Consider the following 20,609-nt stretch of genomic DNA (forward strand, 5'->3'; position numbering starts at 1 on the left):
AGGGTATCCATCGCTCGCTGCGGACTCGACCGAGGGATGGTCAGGCGAGCGAGTGACGGCAGCTGTCGCAGAACTGCGCCTCGGCGTCGTTGCGGGTACCGCACCGGCGGCAGTAGGGGCCGGTGGCGGCCGAGGATGTCGGCTGCGCGGTGCGGCCGATCGCGCCGAGGCCCTGACCGTCGCTGAGGTAGCCGGCGGAGTCCTTCAGGACCGGCATCGTCTCGCCGGCGACGTATCTCACGCGTGCTCGCATCCAGCCGATCTGGGCAGCGACGAGACCGAGGACGACGCAGAAGCCGCCACCGGCCACGGTGAGGATCGAGCCCGGACCCGCGTCCATCATCGGGTCGCCGAGCTCGGAGACGACGTCGCTGATCCCGCGGACGAGGAGGACGACGCCCACGACGAGCAGGACGAGTGCGATCGCGCGCGCCGTGGTGCGGACACGAGCCTGGCCCAGCAGGCCGGGCGGTGGGACGTGGTGGTCGGTCATCGTCGCTCCCCCATCGTGAGACGCCCTCGGGCGGGGTGCCACAATAGACGCCTCTGACAGCGTGGTCAGGACGACCGTTCCGTATCGACGTGAGGTTCTCCGATGACCGACGCCCTCCAGATCCCCGCCGACCTGATCCCGGCCGATGGCCGCTTCGGCGCCGGCCCCTCCAAGATCCAGACCAACCACCTCGACGCGCTTGCCGCGACCGGCTCGGAGCTGATGGGCACCTCCCACCGCCAGGCGCCGGTGAAGAACACTGTGGGCCGCGTGCGGGAGGGGTTGACCGCCCTCTTCGACGTGCCCGAGGGCCACGAGGTCGTCCTCGGCAACGGAGGCGCGACCGCCTTCTGGGACATCGCCTGCTTCGGCCTGATCCGCGAGAAGAGCCAGCACCTGACCTTCGGCGAGTTCTCCTCGAAGTTCTCCACGTCGGCCAAGAAGGCGCCGTGGCTGGCCGACCCGACCGTCATCTCGAGCGACCCGGGCTCGCGCCCGGAGGCGGTCGCCGAGGACGGCGTCGACGCCTACGCCTGGGCCCACAACGAGACCTCGACCGCGGTGATGGCGCCCGTACGCCGACCGGCCGACGTGGCCGACGACGCGCTGGTGCTGGTCGACGCGACCTCCGGGGCAGGCGGCCTGCCGGTCGACCTGGACCAGGTCGACGCCTACTACTTCGCCCCGCAGAAGTGCTTCGCCTCAGACGGCGGCCTGTGGATCGCGATCATGTCGCCGCGCGCGCTGGCCCGGGCCGAGGAGATCGCCGCGAGCGATCGCTACATCCCGCCGTTCTTCGACCTGCCGACCGCGATCGACAACTCCTCGAAGAACCAGACCTACAACACCCCGTCGGTCGCCACGCTCTTCCTGATGGCCGAGCAGCTCGACTGGATGAACGCCCAGGGTGGCCTCAAGGCGATGGTCGAGCGCACCACCGCGTCCTCGGACGCGCTCTACGGCTGGGCCGAGCGCACGGCGTACACGACCCCGTACGTCGCCGAGGCGGCCGACCGCTCGCTCGTGATCGGCACCATCGACTTCGACGACAGCATCGACGCCGCCGCGATCGCCGCGACCCTGCGGGCCAACGGCATCGTCGACACCGAGCCCTACCGCAAGCTGGGTCGCAACCAGCTGCGCATCGCGATGTACCCCGCGATCGACCCGTCCGACGTCGAGAAGCTCACCGCGGCGATCGACTACGTCGTCGCCAACAGCTGACAGGCACGACACCGGCAGCAACACAGCACGGCCCCCATCGTCGCGATGGGGGCCGTGCTGGTGAGGGGCTCCTCCAGTCGTCGAGCCGAAGCCGCGCCGACGTATCAGGCCGCGAGCAGCTTGAGCACGGCGCGCTCGAGGGCAGCCTGCCGCGCGTCCGAGGACTCGTAGGTCGAGCGGACCTTGATCGTCCGACCGCGCTCGTAGGCCTCGATGACCCGCGGGTCGACGTACGACGACCGCGCGAGGGTCGGGGTGTTGCCCAAGAAGTCGGAGACCTCCTTCATCGCGGTCGAGACAGCCCGCTTGCGCGAGGCCTTGGTCTCGCCGGGCTCGTCACTGTCCGCGAGCGCGGCGGAGGCGATCACCGTGGCGTGCCAGGTGCGGAAGTCCTTGGCGGTGGCCTCGATGCCGAAGCAGGTGCGGATGTAGTCGTTGACGTCGCTCGAGCCCAGGTCCTTCCAGGTCTTGCCGTCCTTCCAGGCCAGCAGCTCGTCGCCACCGCCCCGGCGGCGACGCATCACGTCGAGCGCCTCCAGCGCGGAGGGATCGTCGATGTCGATGCAGTGCTCGACTCCGGACTTGCCGACGAAGCAGAACCGCAGCCCCTTGCCGTGGCGGGAGACGTGGTCCTTGCGCAGCGTGGTCAGGCCGAACGAGCCGTTGGTGTCGGTGTAGACGTCGTTGCCGATCCGAAAGTAGCCGAGGTCGAGCAGGCGCACCGCGACCGCGCACGAGCGCTCGAGCGACATCCCCTCGGAGCCGATGTCGGCGAGCACCCGCTCCCGCGCCCTCGACAGCGCCTTGCCGAAGCCGAGGATCCGGTCGAACTTCGCCGCGTCGCGGCTGGTGCGCCACTGCGGGTGGTAGAGGTACTGCCGCCGCCCGGCATCGTCGGTGCCCACCGCCTGGAGGTGCCCGTTGGCGTACGGCGTGATCCAGACGTCGCGCCAGGCCGGCGGGATCACCAGGTCCTTGATCCGCTGGACCTGCTCGGCGTCGAGGCGGTTGCCGTCCCCGTCGAGGTAGGTGAAGCCCTTGCCGGCGCGGCGGCGCGTCCAGCCTGGTTGGTCGGGGGACGTGCGCCTCAGTCGCGGCATGCGCCCGAACCTACTGGCCGCGCGGGCGCGGTCGAGACACCCGAGGGGAGGGGCTCAGACCTGCAGGGCGGTCGCGATCTCGTCGTACGCCGTCGAACCGAACGCCACCAGCCGGACCTCGTCGACGTCGGTCGCTGTGGCGCGGAGGGTGTCGATGGCCGCCCTGATCGCGTCGTCGCGCGGCCAGGCATAGACACCTGCGCTGACGAGCGGGAAGGCCACCGACCTGGCACCGAGCTCGTCGGCGACGGCGAGGGCACCTGAGTAGCAGGAGGTGAGCAGGCCGCGGTCGCGCTCGCCGGCCGCGTGGTTGGGCCCGACGACGTGGATCACCCAGCGCGCGGGCATTCGCCCAGCCGTCGTCCAGCCGGCCGAGCCGGTCGCGAGGCCGTCGGGGAACCGTCGCACGCAGTCGGCGAGCACCTCGGGCCCTCCCGCGGCGTGGATGGCGCCGTCCACGCCGAGGCCACCACGCATCGCGCGGTTCGCGGCGTTGACGACGGCGTCGACGTCCTGGGTCGCGATGTCGCCCTCGACGAGCGTGAGCCTCATGCGTCGAACCGACCGGACTGCAGGATGCGGCGCGCGAGCTCGGACTGGCTGGCGGACAGCAGCTGCTCGGGCACCCGGACCGGGTCGTGGCCCTCGAGGGTGAAGGTGTAGACGAACATGTCGGGCTTGGGGAGCTCGCTCCTCGACGCGACCGCGAGGGCGTCGCGGGCCAGGCCGCGCAGCTCGTCGTCGTCGACCTCGTCGATGTCGAGCTCGGCGGTCTCGGTGCGTCCGGCGAAGCCACCACTGCGCTCGACCCGCAGCCGTCCGGTGGGCTGCTGCGCCGGGGGCTCGGGAACCTGCGCCCGCGAGCCGGGCCCGACCCCGACCTGGGCCCACGCCTCGCGCACCGCGTCGGCGTGCTCGCCGGCCGCGGCGACGGTGGCGGCCGCGAACGTCGCGAAGTCGGCGCTCGCCGGGACGCCGCCGCCGACCAGTGCGTCGTACCAGATCCGGCCCGCACCCTCGATGGACGCGCCACCGACCGCGACGGCAGCGAGCTGGAACGCCCGGTTGGGGATGCCGGAGTTGAGGTGCACGCCTCCGTTGTCCTCGGTGGTCTCGATGTAGTCGTCCATGTGACCGACCTGGGGGTCGGCGCCGAGCTCGGGATCGTCGTACGCCGTCCCGGGTGCGGCCATGTCGCGCAGCGCCCGCGCCCGGACCGACGGCTTGAAGATGCCCGCGCCGATGAGCCAGTCGCCCTCCCCCGCCTCCTGACCGAGCAGCCGCTGCTTCAGGCACGCGGCGAAGACGTCGGCGACCGACTCGTTGAGCGCGCCGGACTGGCCCTCGTAGACGAGGCCGGCGGTGCTCTCGATGACGGCGTGGGTGAACTCGTGGGCCAGGACGTCGACGGGCTTGGTGAAGCGTTCGAAGACGCGTCCGTCCCCATCGCCGAACACCAGCTGGGTGCCGTCCCAGAACGCGTTGTCGTAGCCCTGGCCGTAGTGGACGGTCAGGCTGACGGGGGCGCCCGCTCCGTCGTAGGAGCTGCGCCCGAGCGCGTCGGCGTACATCGCGAGGGTGGCCTCGATGCCGCTGGCGGCCTCGTCGACGGCCACGTCACCGGTCGCCGGCTCACCCGCTGCGCGGACCGCGGAGCCGGGGAGAGTCGTGGACGACCCGGCGTCGTGGACGGTCCAGGCGGGTCCACCCGGCGCGACCGCCTGCGCGGGGCGCGCGGTCGCGCCGCGGCGAGCACGCAGCTCCTCGTCGCGCGCGGCCGCACCCGGGCCGTCGACCCGATCAGCGAGCCAGGGCGGGATGAACGTGCAGCGCTGGTGCGGGGTCCGAGGAGTCATGGGGTCAGGTCTACCCCGCGCGGGGGACAGCGGGGTAGACCTGAGTCTGGGGTGAGCGCCGGATCAGCAGGGCTGGTAGTCGAACGAGATGTTGGTGAGGAACACGCCCTGGTTGCGGTCGACCCCACTGAACGACGTCATCGCGTTCCAGTAGGTCAGGTCGAAGGTCGAGACCGGTCCCGCGAACGCGATCGTCACGTTCCCGGCGCTGCTGGTGTTGTCGTTGTAGGTCCCTGCGCCGCGCCAGGGATCGCCCTGCACTCCAGTGCCCGACACTCCGGCACCGCGCGACGCCCTGACCTCGGTCCACCCGCTGTTCGAGATCTCGATGCGGTCGTCGTAGTCCCCGTCGAGGACGTCGATGTCGGTGAGCGTGAAGCGGAGGTTGGTGACCGGCTTGGTGAACGAGAAGGTGTAGACCCCCCGAGCGCTTCGCCCGGGAGCGGCGTAGCTCCCGGTCACGGTCTGAACGAGACCCAGACCACGCGTGCGCAGTCCCCCCACCGGGTTGAAGGTGGTGTAGAGGTCCACGCCCTGCGACTCGCTGCCGGGCGCCATGCGTCCGGTGTAGGCAGCCTTGATCGTCATCGTGACCGGGTCGGAGTACTGGTTGGCCGGGGGGTTGTAGGTGAGGGCGTAGTCGCGACCACCGTTGCTGATGGTGCCGCTGGCCGGGATCGGCATCGTGGCGCCGGTGATCGGCTGGCACGAGGCGGCGAAGGCCGGGGCGCTCGTGGCCACCGCGATGACCGGGACGCTCCACGCGGCGGCGCGGGTCACGCTGCGGCGCGACGGACGGGCCTCGGTCAGGCTGGTGATGTCGTACTTCATGGCTGCTACCTCGGTTGGCGCCGATCCCCCACGGACCCGCTGACTACTCAAAAGTAGGTCGGCGCTCTCCACCGCTCGGTAAAGACAAGTAAAGTTCAGTCTTCAACTTTGGAACGTTTCCGATCCCACCCGATCGTGTCGTGTCGTGGGCCACATCGTGGTGGCTCGCCCGGCCGCGAGGGCATGCTCGAATGCTGGTTGGACGCCTGGTCGCACTAGACTTGCCGCGCTGCGGCCGTGCTGGCCGCGCCCCGGCCGCTCCCGGCCACCTCGTCTCAGCCCGGAAGGCTCGTGCATGCCCACCCAGTCCCGTTCCGACCTGCGCAACGTCGCGATCGTCGCCCACGTCGACCACGGCAAGACCACGCTGGTGGACGCCATGCTCCGCCAGGCCGGTGCGTTCACCGCCCACCAGGCCGAGAGCGTCGCCGACCGCGTCATGGACTCCGGTGACCTCGAGCGCGAGAAGGGCATCACGATCCTCGCCAAGAACACCGCGGTGCACTACGCCGGCCCCGCCGGCGGCGGCGAGCCGATGGTCATCAACATCATCGACACCCCGGGCCACGCCGACTTCGGCGGCGAGGTCGAGCGCGGCCTGTCGATGGTCGACGGCATCGTGCTGCTCGTCGACGCGTCCGAGGGTCCGCTGCCCCAGACCCGCTTCGTGCTGCGCAAGGCGCTCAACGCCGACATGCCGGTGATCCTGGTCGTCAACAAGACCGACCGCGGCGACGCCCGGATCTCCGAGGTCGTCGACGAGTCCTACGAGCTGTTCATGGACCTGCTCGACGACTCCCACAGCCAGGACGCGCTGGACTTCCCCGTCGTCTACGCCTCGGGCAAGGCCGGCATCGCCTCCCTCGAGCAGCCGGCCAACGGCACCATGCCGGAGGGCTCGGACCTCGAGCCGCTCTTCAAGACCATCCTCGAGACCATCCCGGCCCCGCAGTACGACGAGGGCGCGCCGCTGCAGGCCCACGTGACCAACCTCGACTCCTCGCCGTTCCTCGGTCGCCTCGCGCTGCTGCGCATCCACCAGGGCCAGCTGAAGAAGGGCCAGACCGTCGCCTGGATGAAGCGTGACGGCACGGTCAAGAACGTCCGGATCACCGAGCTCCTCATCACCGAGGGCCTTGAGCGCGTCCCCGGCGAGTCCGCCGGCCCCGGCGACATCGTCGCCATCGCCGGCATCGCGGACATCACCATCGGCGAGACCCTCGCGGACGCCGAGAACCCGATCGCCCTCCCGCTCATCCACGTCGACGAGCCGGCCATCTCGATGACCATCGGCACGAACACCTCGCCGCTCGTGGGCAAGGTCAAGGGTGGGAAGGTCACCGCCCGCCTGGTCAAGGACCGCCTCGACGCCGAGCTCGTCGGCAACGTGTCGCTGCGCGTGCTGCCGACCGAGCGTCCCGACGCCTGGGAGGTGCAGGGCCGTGGCGAGCTGGCGCTGGCGATCCTCGTCGAGCAGATGCGCCGCGAGGGCTTCGAGCTCACCGTCGGCAAGCCGCAGGTCGTCACCCGCGAGGTCAACGGCAAGGTGCACGAGCCCTTCGAGCGCCTGACCATCGACGCGCCCGAGGAGTACCTCGGCACGATCACCGAGCTCCTCGCCGCGCGCAAGGGACGCATGGAGGGCATGACCAACCACGGCACCGGCTGGGTCCGGATGGACTTCGTCGTCCCGTCGCGTGGCCTCATCGGCTTCCGCACCGACTTCCTCACCGAGACCCGCGGCACCGGGATCGCGCACCACATCTCCGAGGGCTACTTCCCGTGGGCCGGCGAGATCCGCTCGCGCAACTCCGGCTCGCTGGTGGCCGACCGCAGCGGTGCCGCGACGGCGTACGCCATGACGTCGCTGCAGGAGCGCGGCACGATGTTCGTGGAGCCGACCACCGAGGTCTACGAGGGCATGATCATCGGCGAGAACTCCCGTGCCGACGACATGGACGTCAACATCACCAAGGAGAAGCAGCAGACCAACATCCGCTCGGCCACCTCCGACAACTTCGAGAAGCTCATCCCGCCGAAGAAGCTCTCGCTCGAGCAGTGCCTCGAGTTCTGCCGCGAGGACGAGTGCGTCGAGGTCACCCCCGACTCGGTGCGCATCCGCAAGGTGGTGCTCGACGCCAACGCGCGCGCGAAGACCGCCTCGCAGGCGCGCAAGGCCAACAAGTAGGTCCTGGCCCTGTGGCGCCCTGCTCTCCTGCTCGTGTCGAGCCCGCCGACGGCGGGCCCGACGAGCTGGGCGAGCGGCTGGCGACGTGGCTCGAGGGGCTCGGTCTCGCCGACCAGCTGGCCGGAGCAGGGCTCCCGACGTACGACCGTGCGCACGGCGCAGTGCGATGGCGCGAGCCCGGGACGCTCGAGCCACTGGACGCCGATCGGCTGGTCGAGCTCGACCGGCAGCTGCGCGCGACGGGCGACGACCCCGCCCACGGCGTGCCGATCGCGCTGGTCCGGCTGCGGCGCGACGCACGGGTGCGCAGCGATCTGCTCGACGGCGGCTGGCTCGACTACGCCGGTGTCGCCGCACTGCGCGGTGTCTCGGAGAACGCCGCCAGGTTCGCGCTGCACAAGGCCGCCGACCGGCGCGCGGTGCTGCTCGTGCAGAACGACGGGGCCACGCTCGTGCCGATCTTCCAGCTCGACGCCGCCGGCGACGTGCGCGAGGAGCTGCTGGCCGTCCTCGAGCCGCTGCTCGCCTCGCGCATGGACGCCTGGCGAGCCTGGATCTGGCTGACCACCCCGGTCGCGCTGCTGGGGGGTGCGGTCCCGCACGAGGTCGCTCGGAACCCCGAGGAGCAGCCCGTCGTGCAACGCGCAGCCGTGGCGCTGGCCGAGCGCACCCGCACCCGCTGACCGGCGTCACCGCCCATGAGGGCGGCTGACGCGGGTCAGTGGGTGCGGGAAGGACGGTCAGTCGGTGATGACCGCGACGCCCTCGATCCGGACCGGCTTCCTGTCTGCTGCGACGATCCGCAGCTTGCCGGTGCGGGCCTTCTTGCCCAGCTTGACGACCTTGATGACGCTGAAGCGGTTCTTGCCCTTCAGCTGCACCGTCTTGATCCTCTTCTTACCGATGAAGACGTGGACGCGTCCGGCCTTCGGTGAGGTGGCCACGACCAGGCCCACCCGCCTGGCCTTCTTCACCTTCATCGACAGCGCAGCACCCTTGCCGCGCGAAGTGAGGAACCGGTTGCCGTAGGCCCTCTTGTTCTTCACCCGCTGCCAGCCACCGGAGCGCTTCAGCGCCGTGCTCTTGCGGGGCAGCGTGAAGGTCCGGGTCGCCGGGGTCGCGTCGGCGATGCCGGCGGCGTTGACCGCGGCGACGCTGAACTCGTGCGTGCCGGGCTTGACCTTGACCGTGACGGACCCCGTGGCGCAGTCGATCGCCTTGCCGTCGAGCGTGCACTGGAAGACGGCCGGGCTCACGGTCGAGGTGAAGCTGAACGTCTGGCGCTTCTTCAGCACGACGGCCCCCTTGGCGGGGCCTGCCTTGATCGACGTGCCGGGAGCCGGGCTGGCGGCCAGCTTGAACGAGGCGTCGTTGACGTCGAAGAAGTAGTTGTCCACCGCCTCGATCTTGATGCGGACGTCGCCCGCGGTGATGTTGGGCAGGGTCACCGTCTCGGACCCGTCGTTCGGCGTGGCCGTAGCCAGCACGGTGCCGAAGGTCGCCCCACCGTCGGTCGACAGCGAGATCCTCACGGTCGACGCCAGGCGCTGGGTGCCGTTGACGGCCCAGGTCACTGGGACCGACGCACCACCCGGGACCGTCGCCCCGGCGGTCGCCTGGGAGGTCACCAGGAACGGCCCGGCGGACGGGTCGACCGTCAAGGTCACGTCGTCGTGCGCCACGCCGCCGCCGTTGGGGAACAGGTCGCGCCCGGTCACCCGGAAGTTCATGGCCCGGTCGGTCAGTCCGAAGCTGCCGAGGTAGTCGGCCGTGGGCAGGAACTCCGAGTAGCAGTCGAGCAACCCGGCGGGCAGCTTCTCGGTCTGCGGCGTCGTGGGCGTGGGGCACGTGCCCGTGGCGGCGTTCGTGTTGCCTGCCAGCACCTGGGTCATGTCGGGGAAGATCCGGGTGGGGTTCCCGTCCGCGATGTTCTGCCCCGGCGAGGGTGACGTGAGCGTGTCCTCGCTGCTGACCACAGCGTCGTCGCCGAACACCCGGAACAGCGGCCCGTAGGTCTTGGTGTTGTCCGCCAGTCGGGTCTGGCCGATCGGCGGACGCCCGGGACGCTCGACGAGGTTGCCCCCGAAGTTGGTCTGCTCCCACAGGTAGACGAGGGCGTCACCATCGGGGTCCGAGCCGGTGGCGGTGAGCGCGAACGGCGTACGGACCGGGATGGTCTTGTCGCCCGGGGCCTTCACGACGGGCGCTGCGTTGTCGGCGACGTCGGGGGTCGGGGACACCGACACGCCGTCGTTCTGCGCCGGACCGCCGCGTGAGGTCTCCCCCACGAAGCCGGCGACACCACCGGGCTCGACGGTGAGCTCAGGGACGTCCACCGGCGTGAACACGTCAGGATCGAAGCTCACCGACGGCTCGTCGTTGAAGATGACCTGGAAGCCACGCTCGTCGGGCGCCGTCACCGTGTCGTCGTAGCCGAACTCGTCGTAGCCCCACTGCGCGACCGAGACGTCGAGACCGGTGAGGCCGGCGATGGCCGTCTCGAGGCCGGCGGTGGTGTAGGAGGCGAACGGGACCAGCACCGTGTCACCGCCGAAGCCGAGCTCGAGCGTGTCGCCGGTGCCGAACTCGTCGGTGAGCGAGACCGTCTGGACCTCGACGTTGTCGTAGGTCTCGGCGCGGGTGGCGTCCACCTCCTCGATGGTGCGGAACGAGAAGTAGGGGTCGGTGTGCGGCTGCAGGTCGTCCTGTCGGCAGATGCCGGCGTAGGCCATCACCGACGAGCCCGAGCCGGGCTCCACGGACGCCGCGGAGATGTTGCCCCCGCACGAACCGAGCGCACCGTTGAAGGTGTGGTTGCCACCGAACTGGTGGCCGATCTCGTGCGCGACGTAGTCGATGGCGAAGAAGTCACCCCTGGGCTGGGGAAGGCCGGTGCAGCCGCCACCCTTGTAGTCGCCACCCATCACACCGAGGTAGGCGATCCCGCCACCGTTCACACCGAGCGCGATGTGTCCCACGTCGTAGTTCGAGGCGCCGATGAGCTGCCCCAGGACGGTGCGGTTCTTGCCGAGGGTCGGCACGTCGCAGAAGTCGAGCTCGCCGTCGACGTCGTCGCTGGTGTCGCCGGGGGTGCCGTTGTCGTCGTAGGGCTCGAAGCACGGCGCCACGCCGCACGGGCCGTCGGCACCGGTGGCCTTGGCCTCGGTGTCCAGGTTCAGCCTCTCGGTGCCGTTGACCAGGCGCAGCTCGGTGGCGAGGTCGTTGTTGTAGATCTGGTTGACCCGGTTGATCAGGGTCACCTTCTCGGCCAGCACGTTGTCGGTGCCGAAGTAGGCGGCGTACGACGGATCCGACGTCAGGGCGAGTCGGTAGAAGTGTCGCTGGACGGGCTGCCCGGGGGCGGTCGAGCGGTCCGCGTCGGCTGCGACGACCGTCTCGCGCAACGCCTGCACCTCGCCCTCCTCCCGTCGCTTCTCTGGCGCGGGGAGGTCCGCGGATCGATAGCTCAGGTGCGCCGTGGTGCCGCGCTGGTTGTAGGCGGGATCGACGTACCAGTCGCTGCGACCACCCGGGGTGCGCACGAACGCGTGGAAGCCCATCGGGGTGATGTCGAGCGCGATGGAATCGCGCGCGTCATCGACGCCGCGCCCGGCCCAGGTGCCGATCTCGGGATGCGCGGCGGCCAGCTCGGACTCCATGGTCTGGGTCCGCTCGACGCGGAAGGACTGCAGTGTGCCGTCCGGTCCCGGGATCTCGACCACCGCGGACCCGCCACCGCTCGGCAGCGATGCGCGGAGCGAGTCGAGGTCGACCCGGCTCGCGGAGTAGTCCTTCGGCTCGACCCGGACCTTGGGGCCGGTCGCCTCGAAGCCGCGGATCGCGGTGAAGGTGCGGTCGTCGGGAGCGGCCGAGGTCGTGGCGCCGGTCCACGCAGGCAGCACCCCCAGACCCACGACGACGGCTACGAGTGATGCGAGTCTGCGTGCTCCGGATCTGGACAACGTGGTTCCCCTCGGTCGACGGTTCGACGCAGCCTAGGGTCCGCCGCCGACAACCACCAGGGCCACCGGGGTGACCTCGACGGTCCGGTCACTGCGCAGGATCGACGACCGCCGGCCGCAGGGTCGGCGCGAGCACCAGGAGGCCGATCAGGGGCATCGCTGCCAGCACGAGCAGGGCCACCGGCATGCCCAGCGCGCCGCCGAGTCCGGCGACCACGGCCGAGCCGACGCTGCCGCCGATGAGGAACAGCAAGGTCGAGACGCCGAGGGCGACACCGCGTACGTCTTCGTGGACCGCGTCGCCGACCACGGCGCTGAGCGCCGGCTGGCCGACCCCGAAGGCGACGGTGACCAAGACGATCCCGATGACGAGCAGGACGGCACTGGACCACTCGGCGCCGGCGGTGGCGAGCAGGAGCGCGCCCGACGCGACCACCGACGCGATCGCGAGCGCCCGGCCCGGTCCGATCCTGCTCATGAGCGGACCGGTGACGCGCGGGACGACGAGTGCGACGAGGGCACTCGGGACCAGGGCGAGCCCGACCTGCCAGGCCCGCCAACCCTCGGCCAGCAGGACGGCCGGCGTGGCGATGAGCAGAGCGAACCACGCGGCCGGCACGGACGAGGCGGAGACCGCACTTCGGACGACGGTGGAGTTGCGGATCACCTCGACGGGCAGGAACCCGTCCGGGCGCCGGCGAACCGTGACGCGGACCGCGGGCACGCCGACCACCAGCAGGACCGCACCGATCGCAGCCACGACGAGCCCGGCCGAGGGCGACTGCACGAGCAGCACCAGGCCGGCGGCGGTGAGGCAGACGAGGACCGCGCCGACGACGTCGAGACGAGCCCCGCTGCCTCCGGTCGGAAGCGCGCGCCACAGGAAGGGCACGACGAGCGCGCCGAGGATGGGCAGCGCCATCACTGCACGCCATCCCGCCACCGCCTCGAGCAGACCGCCCGCCAGCGGGCCGAGGCAGCTGAGGGCGGCCGAGATGCCGGCCATGCGGCCGAAGGCCAGGCCGCGGATCTCACCGGCGTACCTGGACGAGAGCGTCGCGACCCCGAGCGTGGGCACCGCGGCGGCACCGGCGCCCTGGAGCATGCGGGCGCCGAGCAGGACCTCGAACGTCGGAGCAGCGGCGGCGATGAGCGCGCCGGTGGACATCAGCACGAGTCCCGCGAGGAGCGGCCCGCGTACGCCGACGAGGTCGGAGATCCGACCGTAGAGCGCGGTCGTCACCGCGAGCATCAGGACGTAGAGGCTGATGGCCCACGCCGCCAGCCCGGAGCTGATGTCGAACTCCTCGGACATGAGCGCGAGCGTCACCGCCGCGCTGGAGGAGCCCAGTCCGCCGAGGCCGAACAGCAGCCCGAGCAGCACCGAGACCCGGCGTGAGTCGTCGACTGGCTCGGCAGGGCTGCGAGTGGTGCCTGCGGCGGTCATCGAGCAGCGACAACCTCGAAGATCGCCGGATTGTTCCCAGCCTCGGGGTCGAACCGCTCGACACCCCAACTGGCCACCCCTGCTGACGCCAGGGGAACGACGAAACTCAGTACTTGAGTGTGACTGACCCGTCGCGGCCGCGCTGAGCAGCTGCCGTCGTGCCGATGCCGCCATTTCCGGCGCTGACCGGTCCGACGGAGCCGGACACTGAAGCCACGCCGGCGATGCCACCGATAAAGCTCGAGCCGGCGCCGCCAGCAGCTCCTGCATCCGAATAGTTGCTGAAACCATTGTTGCTGCCAGCCGTGCGAACGCCACCAGAGCCTCCGCCGGCGTATCCACCGCCTCCACCGCCCGAGCCGGCCTCCCGGACTCGGCGGCCCGTTCCACCGTCGCCGCCTCCGTTGGCACCGGATCCGAGATTGCCACCGGCAGTGCCAGCGGTTCCGGTTCCGGATCCGCTGCCCACCCCGCCTGCCTGGCCTCCGGTGGTTGGTCCTGCTGGACTGCCCACCGCTCCCCCTCCGCCACCTGCTGTCACCGAGACGCCGCCGTTGGTCTGGGCGTTCCCGCCGGCTTGAGCCACGGCGAGCGAACTGCCGCCGTTTCCAGTCGACACGATGTTGACAGTGGAGCTGGTCGAGCCCTTGCCTCCACCGCCGCCGGCAACGATGACCGGGACACCGTTCAAGAGGATGGCGCTTCCTCCGCCACCGCCTCCGCCGACGATGCTATCGCCGCGACCTCCGTCCCCACCGGCGCCGAAACCGCTACCTCCTCGGCCGTCACCGTTGGCGGTACCGAGCCCGTTCGTGCCGCCAGCGCCGACGATGACCGTGAGTGCGACACCGTTGGGGTTCGAAGTGAGGGTGATCGTGCCGGTCACGCGGCCGCCGTCACCGCCCGAGTAGGAGCTGCTGCCGCCACCACCGGCGCCCGCGAGGTCGTACGCGATCTCGCGGAACCCGGCCGGGATCTGAACTGTGTAGGTGTCGGCCGTGCCTCGGGTGAAGGTGAAGCTGGCCGCATAGGCCGGTGCAGTTGTGGCGATGGCGATGACCGGCACGGTCCACGCGCCGCTTCGGACGATGGCGCGACGCGACGGCCGTAGGCCGGCATCCTGCTCTGACGTGTTGATGGACATGCCCCTCGTAGCTCCCCCGCTAGCCTCGGCACACCCCCACGGTGACCGGTGAGCAGAACCTACGAAGCGAGGATCTACGGGACGGTAACAAGCCGGTTATGTCTAGACCGGCAGCTGCGGCGACTCAGGCGCCAGGGCGTCGCGAGGCCGCTTGGGCATGGCCGGCGAGCCGTTCCAACGGAGCCGGCAGCCCGAACACCCACGACCACCGCAGCCGGTCCGCAGCGACCGCGATCACGATCGGTACGACGACCCCCAGCGCCGTCGCAGCCACGAGGTGCACCCAGGTGTCGCTCACCCCTGCCTGCTCGAGCACGATGCGGGCGCCGGAGGCGACCACGATGTGCGCCAGGAAGATCTCGAGCGAGCGCCGTCCGACCAGCGCCACCACTCCGGCCAGCGGTGAACGAGCGATCAGAGCGGCGACGGCGAGGGTGGCCATGACTCCGGCGGCGCATCCCAGGATGCCGAGCGCGACCGCGGTCAGGGTGCGTCCCCCGCCGCCGGTCGTCGGGGTGGCGGCACCGGTCGCCAGTCCGATCCCGAGCCACACGACCGTTCCGACCACGGCGGCAGGGACGACCACACCGAGGTGCCGGGCCATCGCGGCATGGCGCTGCTGGGTCACCACGCAGCCCACGAGGAACGGGAACAGCAACGCCCACCCCCGCGTGAAGGCGTACAGAGGGTCAAAGCCCCAGACGGCCATCGCGAGCACGCCCGCGAGCACCAGGACGACAGCGGCGCGGGCCTGCGAGCGCCACAGCTGCGTCAGTGCCGCCACGGCCGTCACCGCGATCAGCCACGGAAGGAACCAGAGCTGGCCCTCGGGGATCCAGACCTTCGCGATGTCGCCGACAGTGACAGGAGTGTTGGCGACGGACGACGCGGCGATCCGCACGCTGCCCTGGATGACGGTCCACAGCAGGTAGAGCCAGACGAAGAGCGTCGCGCGGCGTCGCAGCGTCGGCAGCGCGCCGTCCCGCTCGACGGTGCGACGGACGAAGAGCCCGGACAGGTAGGCGAACGTCGCGAGGTGGAAGAGGTAGAGCAGCCGGTCGATCGTGAGCGCGGTGTCGTACGGCATGAGGGAGGCCGAGGCCAGTCCCCGCTCCACGTGCCCCAGCACGATCGCGACGATCGCGAGGCCACGCGCACAGTCGACGGACTGGTCGCGCGCGTCTGGGCTCCTGGACTCCACGGGGCACCACTATGGGGCACGGACGCCTACGATGCAGGCCATGTCGTCGGCACCGGTCGCTGCACTCGTCGTGGTGCTGACCCTCGTCGCGGTGCTCGCCACGAGCGGCGTCGCGAAGCTGCGCGACCGCCAGGCCACGCGCGACGCGTTCGACGCGCTGCGGGTGCCGGGGGTGGTGCCGGCGGACACCGCGGCCGCGGCCCTGCCGTGGGTCGAGCTCGTCCTCGCCGTGCTGCTCCTCGCCGCCCCGAGCAGGTGGCTGGTGCCGGTCGCCGTGGTCGCACTGGCCCTGATGCTCGCCTACACCGCTCTGATCGCCCGGGCTCTCGGCTTCGACGAGCCGGTGACCTGCTCGTGCTTCGGCAGCATCGGCCGCCACGACGTCGACCGGACGACGCTCGGTCGCAACGCGCTCCTGACGCTGCTCGCAGCCGTCGTCGTGTGGTTCGCCCTCGACGGAGGGTCGGTCGCCTCGGCCGCGACCGATCTCGATGCGGCGGGCTGGTGGACATTGGTGGCTGCCGCTGCGGCCGCCGCGGTCGCGACACTCGTGCTCGGTGGCGCCTCAGAGGTGGCCGACGACGTGCTCGAGGACTACGAGCGCGACCGCATCCCCTACGGCGTCCTGCACCTGTCCGACGGCCGGTCCGCGAACCTCTGGGAGCTCACCTCCACCCAGGCGCGGCTGCTCGTGGTGCTGAAGGCCGGGTGCGGCCCCTGCGTCCGCACCGCCGAGAAGCTCGACGACCTCGCCGCCCGGCTCGCGCCCGCCGTCGGAGTCGTGGCGGTCTACCCCGACGAGGCAGCGGCCGCCGGCGCGACCGAGCACGCGCCCGCGCTGTCGTCGTGGGACCCCGACGACAACGTCCGCCGCGGCTTCTCTGTCGGCACGCCAGCGGCGATCCTGCTCGGCGCGGACGGCTTCCTCGCCGGCGGACCCGTCGCTGGCGAGAGGCACGTCGCGGAGTTCTTCGACGAGGTGCTCGATGCCGTTGCGGAGCAACCAGCCACGCCCGGCTGAGGATCGCTCATAGGATCGTCGGGTGACCGACCTCGCCGTCTCCGTCGTCGTGCCCACCCGCGGTGGCGCGAGCCGGCTCCCGGTCCTCCTCGACGCACTGGCTGCCCAGTCGCTCGACGAGCCCTGGGAGGTCGTCCTCGTCCTCGACGGCGACCTCGACGGCAGCCGCGCGGTCATCGAGGCGTACGCCGACCGCGTGCCGCTGCGGATCGTCGAGCGGGCCGGAGGCACCGGAGTCGCCGCCGCCCTCGCCGCGGGCTACGACTCAGCAGACGGCGAGATCGTCGTGCGCTGCGACGACGACCTGACACCCCCACCGGGCTTCCTCGCCGGACACCTCGCCCGGCACCGGGCTCGGCCGCCCGACGCACGTCCCCTGGGCGTCGTCTCGATGACGCGCGACGTCTTCGCCGACACCGCGTACGCCGCCGCGTACGGGCGTCCGGCCAACGCCCGCCTGCTCGCCCAGGCCTACGCCCGCCCCGCCGACGAGCGCTGGCAGCACTGGGCGGCGTGCAACTCGGTCCCGCGGTCGGCCTACGTGGCCGCCGGCGGATTCGACCCGACGATGAGCTATCGCGAGGACTCCGAGCTCGGCCTCCGCCTGGCCCGTTCGGGTGTCGAGATCGTGATCGATCCGGCACTCGAGGTCGAGCACCGCGAGCCGGCGGTGGACACCGCGACCCGTGCGGCGCGCGCCTTCACGTCCGGTGCCTCGACGGTCGCCTTCGACGAGCGACACCCGGGCATCCACGCCGCCACGCCGCCACCGGCAGGCGCGTGGGGTCGAGCGGTTGCGATGGCCTCGACACGAATCGACAGCCGTAAGGACGCCGCCGCGCTCGGTGCGCGCGTCGACGCGCTGCTCCCCCGGCTCCCGCGGAAGGGGCGAGCGAAGGCAATCGCGTGGGCGGTCGAGTCCGCCGCCGCGTCCGGTCGCCGCGTGGGCGACTCCACGTGGGTGCGCGACCAGCCGGGCGTCGACTCCGTCAGCGTCGTCGTGCCCCACTACGGCGATCCCACTCCGACCCTCGCCCTCCTCGCGCAGCTCGCCGCGCAGACCCACCCGGTGCAGGTGGTCGTGGCCGACGACTGCTCGCCCGCGCCGTTCCCCGGCGTCGACGGTGTCGAGGTCGTCCGCCGCGAGGCCAACGGCGGGTTCGGCGCCAACGTGAACTCGGGCGCGGCGACCGCCACCGGCGACGCGATGCTCGTGCTCAACAGCGACCTCACCCTCGAGCCGACCTTCATCGCCGACATGGTCGCCGCGGCGCGCACCCACCCGCACGCCGTGCTGGCTCCGCGGATGATCGACGAGCACGGCACCGAGGCGTGGGTGGGCCGCGACTTCCCCCGCGTGCGCCACCACGTCGCTGCGTGGCTGACGCCGCTGGCGCGCTTCCGCGGCACGTCGGCGTGGCACCGTGCGGTCGGCCACAACGTGCGCGCCCACGGCGCCGAGGCGGAGGTGGACTGGGTGGTGGGCGCGGCGATGTGGATCCCACTGGCCGACTTCCGGGCCGTGGGTGGGTTCGACGAGCGCTTCTTCATGAACTCGGAGGAGGTCGACCTCCAGCGGCGGCTCCGCCAGCGCGGGCTGTCCGTCGTCGCACTCCGCTCGCCGACCGTGGTCCACGCCGGCGGCGGGTCGTCCCCGTCGGAGTCGCGGCGCCGCTGGCTCGTCGAGGGCCAGCTGCTCTACGCCGACAAGTGGGGGTCGCGGCGTGGGCTCCAGGCCGCACTCACCCTCGCCACCGGCGCGAACCTCCTGGTCAACGCCGCTCGGCGGGCGGCGGGTCGTGACCTGCGCCCGCTCGAGGTGGCCCGCACCGAGATGTCGATGATCCGAGGTCGGAGATGACGCGCGCACTGATCCTCTCCGAGCACGATCCCGATGCGTGGGGCGAGCGCTACACGCGCGGCGAGGTGCCTGCGCCGCTGCCGTACGGCGTCAACGCACTGGCCGACGAGCTCGGCTGGACCCTCACCGGATCGCGGCGCGCCGTCGACCCGCGGTGGAGCCGGCTGCGCGACGTCGTCGAGCACCGCGCGGGCTTCCCCGTCGAGCAGACCCTCCGTGGCGCCGGTGACGTCCGGCGTAGCGACGTGGTGCTCGCCCTGCTCGAGCGGCAGGGCGCAGCGGCGTCGACCCTGCGGCAGCGCCGGGTCCCGCCCTACCGCTCGACCCCCCTCGTGGTGTGGTCGTGCTGGCTCGCCGACGACCTCCGCTCGGCGGACCCCGACCACCGGCAGCGGCTCAAGCGCCGCTTCGACGGCGCCGACCTCATCACTCACCTGTCGCGCCACGAGACCGAGGTCTTCACCGACCTCGGCATCAGCGAGGACCGGCTCTTCCCGGTGACGTACGGCGTGAGCCACGACTACTACGTCCCTGGCGACGGTCCGCGCGACATCGAGCTGCTGGCCGTCGGACAGGACCGCGGCCGCGACTACCGCACCCTCTTCGCCGCCGTGCGCGGGACCGATCTCGTCCTGGACGTGGTCTGCAAGCCCGAGAACCTCACCGACCTCGATGTTCCCGACAACGTCCGCCTCCACGGCGTCGTGCCGCTGACGGAGTACCGCGCACTGCTGCAGCGTGCTCAGGTGGTCGTCGTACCGACCCGCGACCTGGCCTACCCGACGGGATCGAGCGTGGCGCTGGAGTCGGCATCCTCCGGCGCGTGCGTGGCGGTGACGGGCACGCGGGCGATGCGGGACTACTTCATCGACACGGTCGACTCCCGCCTGGTCGGCGAGGGTGACGTGGAGGGGTGGCGAGCGCTGCTCGCGGAGCTGCGCAGCGACGCGGAGCAGCGCGAGCGGCTGGGCGCTGCGGCCCGGAAGAGCGTCGAGGCCCGGTTCAACGCACGGCACATGTGGACCGAGCTCGCTGGCGTGATGACCGAGCGCGGGATCATCTGACCTCAGACCTGCCAGGTGCCGCGGATCGTCTCCTCGAAGCGCGCCCGGCCGTAGGCCTCCTGGGCCCAGTCCTGCACGCGGTCCGACCGCTCCTGCGCGCGCTGCGTGTCCGCCAGGACCGCGACCAGCGCCGACGCGAGCGCCATCGGATCATCGGCCAGGCCGGCGTAGAGGTCGTCCCCCTCGATGCCCTCGGCGCCCACGGTGGTCGTCACGACCGGCACGCCGTGGCAGAGCGCCTCGACCGTCTTGAACTTCACGCCCGCGCCCTGGAGCACCGGCACCAGCGCGGCGGCTGCGGCGTCGTACTCCGCACCGAGGTCGTCGACGAAGCCGGCGAGCACCACCCCGCTGCCGTCCGGAAGCGCGGCGACGCGCTCGCGCAGCTGGTCGCTCACGCCCCCGCCGACGAAGCGGAGCACGGCGTCGGGCCGCTGCTCGCGGACGAGCGGCCAGACGTGGTCGATGGCCCAGAGCGCGGCCTTGTTGTTCTCGTCGCGGGCGAGGTAGGACACGACGAGCACGACCGGCTCGGCGGCGGGTGGGTGCGGCGGCTCGTCACCTGCCGAGAGGGGCGGATGTACGACCGTGTGTGGCGGGTCGCCGAGCAGCTCGGCGTCCTTGTCGCTGAACACCAGCACCTCGTCGAGCCGGGCGACCATCGCCTTCTCGTGGCCGCGCGAGCGCTGGGCCACCCCCTGCCAGTAGCGACGCTCTCCGGGGGAGTCCTGCGGCTCGCGGGAGAACGACTGGCTCATCACGTCGTGGAAGGTGCCGGTGATCCGCGCGGTCGGATTGAGCCGGCGCAGCAGGCGGACCAATCGGATCGACTCGGAGTACTGGAGGTCGATGACGTCGGCCTCACGCACCGCTGCCCGGGCCTCCGACGAGCGGAGCAGGCCGACGACGAAGGGGATGAACGGCATCCCGGGGTCGCGGCGGTGTCGCCAGCGGGTCTCCACGATCGCCGCGAGCCGGTTCTGCGCCTTGCCGACGACACCCAGGCCGGTCTCGTGGCCGAGGAGCAGGAGGCGTCGCGGCACACCTGGCTTGGTGGCCGACTCGTGGTTGAGCCGGTTGCCGACGGTGAGCATCGTCAGGTCCGTCTCGCGCTCGAGCAGCCGCTGCAGCTCCAGCAGGTATCGGCCGCCGGCGTGCGGGACGCCCTTGTGACCGACGTACATGCTGATCAGCACCACGCGCGGTCGAGTCACGTT

At 71.4% G+C, this 20,609-nt stretch carries 16 protein-coding genes; 6 read left to right on the forward strand and 10 right to left on the reverse strand.

All coding sequences use genetic code 11. From position 1 onward, the window contains the following. Nucleotides 1–40 precede the first annotated feature (40 nt). The gene (locus IEZ25_RS20395; RefSeq protein ID WP_191201316.1) at nt 41–493 is read right to left on the reverse strand and encodes a zinc ribbon domain-containing protein; all 453 of its coding nucleotides are present in this window, start codon (nt 491–493) and stop codon (nt 41–43) included. 102 nt (nt 494–595) lie between these two features. Between IEZ25_RS20395 and serC the strand changes: the two genes are divergently transcribed. Then, the gene (gene serC / locus IEZ25_RS20400; protein WP_191201317.1) at nt 596–1,717 is read left to right on the forward strand and encodes a phosphoserine transaminase; all 1,122 of its coding nucleotides are present in this window, start codon (nt 596–598) and stop codon (nt 1,715–1,717) included. A 104-nt stretch (nt 1,718–1,821) separates the two neighbouring features. On the opposite strand, the gene IEZ25_RS20405 is transcribed toward serC, so the two are convergent. The 4 genes from IEZ25_RS20405 to IEZ25_RS20420 all read right to left on the reverse strand — a co-directional run bounded on the left by IEZ25_RS20405 (nt 1,822) and on the right by IEZ25_RS20420 (nt 5,504). Beyond that, nucleotides 1,822–2,817, reverse strand: coding sequence for a DNA topoisomerase IB (locus IEZ25_RS20405; RefSeq protein WP_191201318.1), 996 nt, complete (start codon nt 2,815–2,817; stop codon nt 1,822–1,824). Between the two features lie 54 nt (nt 2,818–2,871). Continuing rightward, nucleotides 2,872–3,369, reverse strand: coding sequence for a macro domain-containing protein (locus IEZ25_RS20410; RefSeq protein WP_191201319.1), 498 nt, complete (start codon nt 3,367–3,369; stop codon nt 2,872–2,874). Beyond that, the gene (locus IEZ25_RS20415; protein ID WP_191201320.1) at nt 3,366–4,673 is read right to left on the reverse strand and encodes a protealysin inhibitor emfourin; all 1,308 of its coding nucleotides are present in this window, start codon (nt 4,671–4,673) and stop codon (nt 3,366–3,368) included. Before IEZ25_RS20415 ends, IEZ25_RS20410 begins: the two co-directional genes overlap by 4 nt. Nucleotides 4,674–4,736: 63 nt before the next feature. Then, nucleotides 4,737–5,504, reverse strand: coding sequence for a hypothetical protein (locus IEZ25_RS20420; RefSeq protein ID WP_191201321.1), 768 nt, complete (start codon nt 5,502–5,504; stop codon nt 4,737–4,739). 295 nt (nt 5,505–5,799) lie between these two features. Here IEZ25_RS20420 and typA point away from each other — a divergent pair, with 295 nt between their 5' ends. Both typA and IEZ25_RS20430 read left to right on the forward strand, forming a co-directional pair. Then, nucleotides 5,800–7,692, forward strand: coding sequence for a translational GTPase TypA (gene typA, locus IEZ25_RS20425; protein ID WP_191201322.1), 1,893 nt, complete (start codon nt 5,800–5,802; stop codon nt 7,690–7,692). A gap of 11 nt (nt 7,693–7,703) precedes the next feature. Beyond that, on the forward strand, nt 7,704–8,375 hold the full coding sequence (locus IEZ25_RS20430) for a hypothetical protein (protein ID WP_191201323.1): 672 nt from the start codon (nt 7,704–7,706) through the stop codon (nt 8,373–8,375). Between the two features lie 57 nt (nt 8,376–8,432). On the opposite strand, the gene IEZ25_RS20435 is transcribed toward IEZ25_RS20430, so the two are convergent. The 4 genes from IEZ25_RS20435 to IEZ25_RS20450 form a co-directional block, all read right to left on the reverse strand. After that, nucleotides 8,433–11,606 (reverse strand): reprolysin-like metallopeptidase, encoded by a 3,174-nt coding sequence (locus IEZ25_RS20435; RefSeq protein ID WP_318152373.1) that lies wholly within the window; start codon nt 11,604–11,606, stop codon nt 8,433–8,435. Nucleotides 11,607–11,742: 136 nt separating this feature from the next. After that, nucleotides 11,743–13,101, reverse strand: a complete 1,359-nt coding sequence (locus IEZ25_RS20440) for an MFS transporter (protein WP_191201325.1) — start codon at nt 13,099–13,101, stop codon at nt 11,743–11,745. 106 nt (nt 13,102–13,207) lie between these two features. Next, complete coding sequence (locus IEZ25_RS20445; RefSeq protein WP_191201326.1) at nt 13,208–14,245, reverse strand: glycine-rich domain-containing protein; 1,038 nt, start codon at nt 14,243–14,245, stop codon at nt 13,208–13,210. 124 nt (nt 14,246–14,369) lie between these two features. After that, nucleotides 14,370–15,446: an acyltransferase family protein gene (locus tag IEZ25_RS20450; protein WP_191201327.1), complete on the reverse strand. Its 1,077-nt coding sequence runs from the start codon at nt 15,444–15,446 to the stop codon at nt 14,370–14,372. A gap of 40 nt (nt 15,447–15,486) precedes the next feature. On the opposite strand from IEZ25_RS20450, the gene IEZ25_RS20455 reads away from it, so the two are divergent. From IEZ25_RS20455 to IEZ25_RS20465, 3 genes are read left to right on the forward strand one after another with little or no spacing between them, the layout of a single operon-like run. Next, entirely contained in the window at nt 15,487–16,467 is a 981-nt protein-coding gene (locus IEZ25_RS20455) for a MauE/DoxX family redox-associated membrane protein (RefSeq protein WP_191201328.1), read from the forward strand. Nucleotides 16,468–16,489: 22 nt separating this feature from the next. Further along, on the forward strand, nt 16,490–18,328 hold the full coding sequence (locus tag IEZ25_RS22430; RefSeq protein WP_191201329.1) for a glycosyltransferase family 2 protein: 1,839 nt from the start codon (nt 16,490–16,492) through the stop codon (nt 18,326–18,328). Next, the gene (locus IEZ25_RS20465) at nt 18,325–19,392 is read left to right on the forward strand and encodes a glycosyltransferase (RefSeq protein ID WP_191201330.1); all 1,068 of its coding nucleotides are present in this window, start codon (nt 18,325–18,327) and stop codon (nt 19,390–19,392) included. The genes IEZ25_RS22430 and IEZ25_RS20465 overlap by 4 nt, the downstream gene beginning before the upstream one ends. A 2-nt stretch (nt 19,393–19,394) precedes the next feature. On the opposite strand, the gene IEZ25_RS22435 is transcribed toward IEZ25_RS20465, so the two are convergent. After that, nucleotides 19,395–20,606, reverse strand: a complete 1,212-nt coding sequence (locus tag IEZ25_RS22435; protein WP_191201331.1) for a glycosyltransferase — start codon at nt 20,604–20,606, stop codon at nt 19,395–19,397. Between the last annotated feature and the right edge of the window lie 3 nt (nt 20,607–20,609).

This window comes from Nocardioides hwasunensis (assembly GCF_014779665.1).
Taxonomy (GTDB): domain Bacteria; phylum Actinomycetota; class Actinomycetes; order Propionibacteriales; family Nocardioidaceae; genus Nocardioides; species Nocardioides hwasunensis.

Coding starts and splice junctions, on each gene's coding strand:
- IEZ25_RS20420 (WP_191201321.1), bottom strand. CDS start 5,504: ATGAAGTACGACATCACCAGCCTGACCGAGGCCCGTCCGTCGCGCCGC.
- IEZ25_RS20395 (WP_191201316.1), bottom strand. CDS start 493: ATGACCGACCACCACGTCCCACCGCCCGGCCTGCTGGGCCAGGCTCGT.
- IEZ25_RS20465 (WP_191201330.1), top strand. CDS start 18,325: ATGACGCGCGCACTGATCCTCTCCGAGCACGATCCCGATGCGTGGGGC.
- IEZ25_RS20405 (WP_191201318.1), bottom strand. CDS start 2,817: ATGCCGCGACTGAGGCGCACGTCCCCCGACCAACCAGGCTGGACGCGC.
- IEZ25_RS20410 (WP_191201319.1), bottom strand. CDS start 3,369: ATGAGGCTCACGCTCGTCGAGGGCGACATCGCGACCCAGGACGTCGAC.
- IEZ25_RS20440 (WP_191201325.1), bottom strand. CDS start 13,101: ATGACCGCCGCAGGCACCACTCGCAGCCCTGCCGAGCCAGTCGACGAC.
- IEZ25_RS20445 (WP_191201326.1), bottom strand. CDS start 14,245: ATGTCCATCAACACGTCAGAGCAGGATGCCGGCCTACGGCCGTCGCGT.
- IEZ25_RS20415 (WP_191201320.1), bottom strand. CDS start 4,673: ATGACTCCTCGGACCCCGCACCAGCGCTGCACGTTCATCCCGCCCTGG.
- serC (WP_191201317.1), top strand. CDS start 596: ATGACCGACGCCCTCCAGATCCCCGCCGACCTGATCCCGGCCGATGGC.
- IEZ25_RS20455 (WP_191201328.1), top strand. CDS start 15,487: ATGTCGTCGGCACCGGTCGCTGCACTCGTCGTGGTGCTGACCCTCGTC.
- typA (WP_191201322.1), top strand. CDS start 5,800: ATGCCCACCCAGTCCCGTTCCGACCTGCGCAACGTCGCGATCGTCGCC.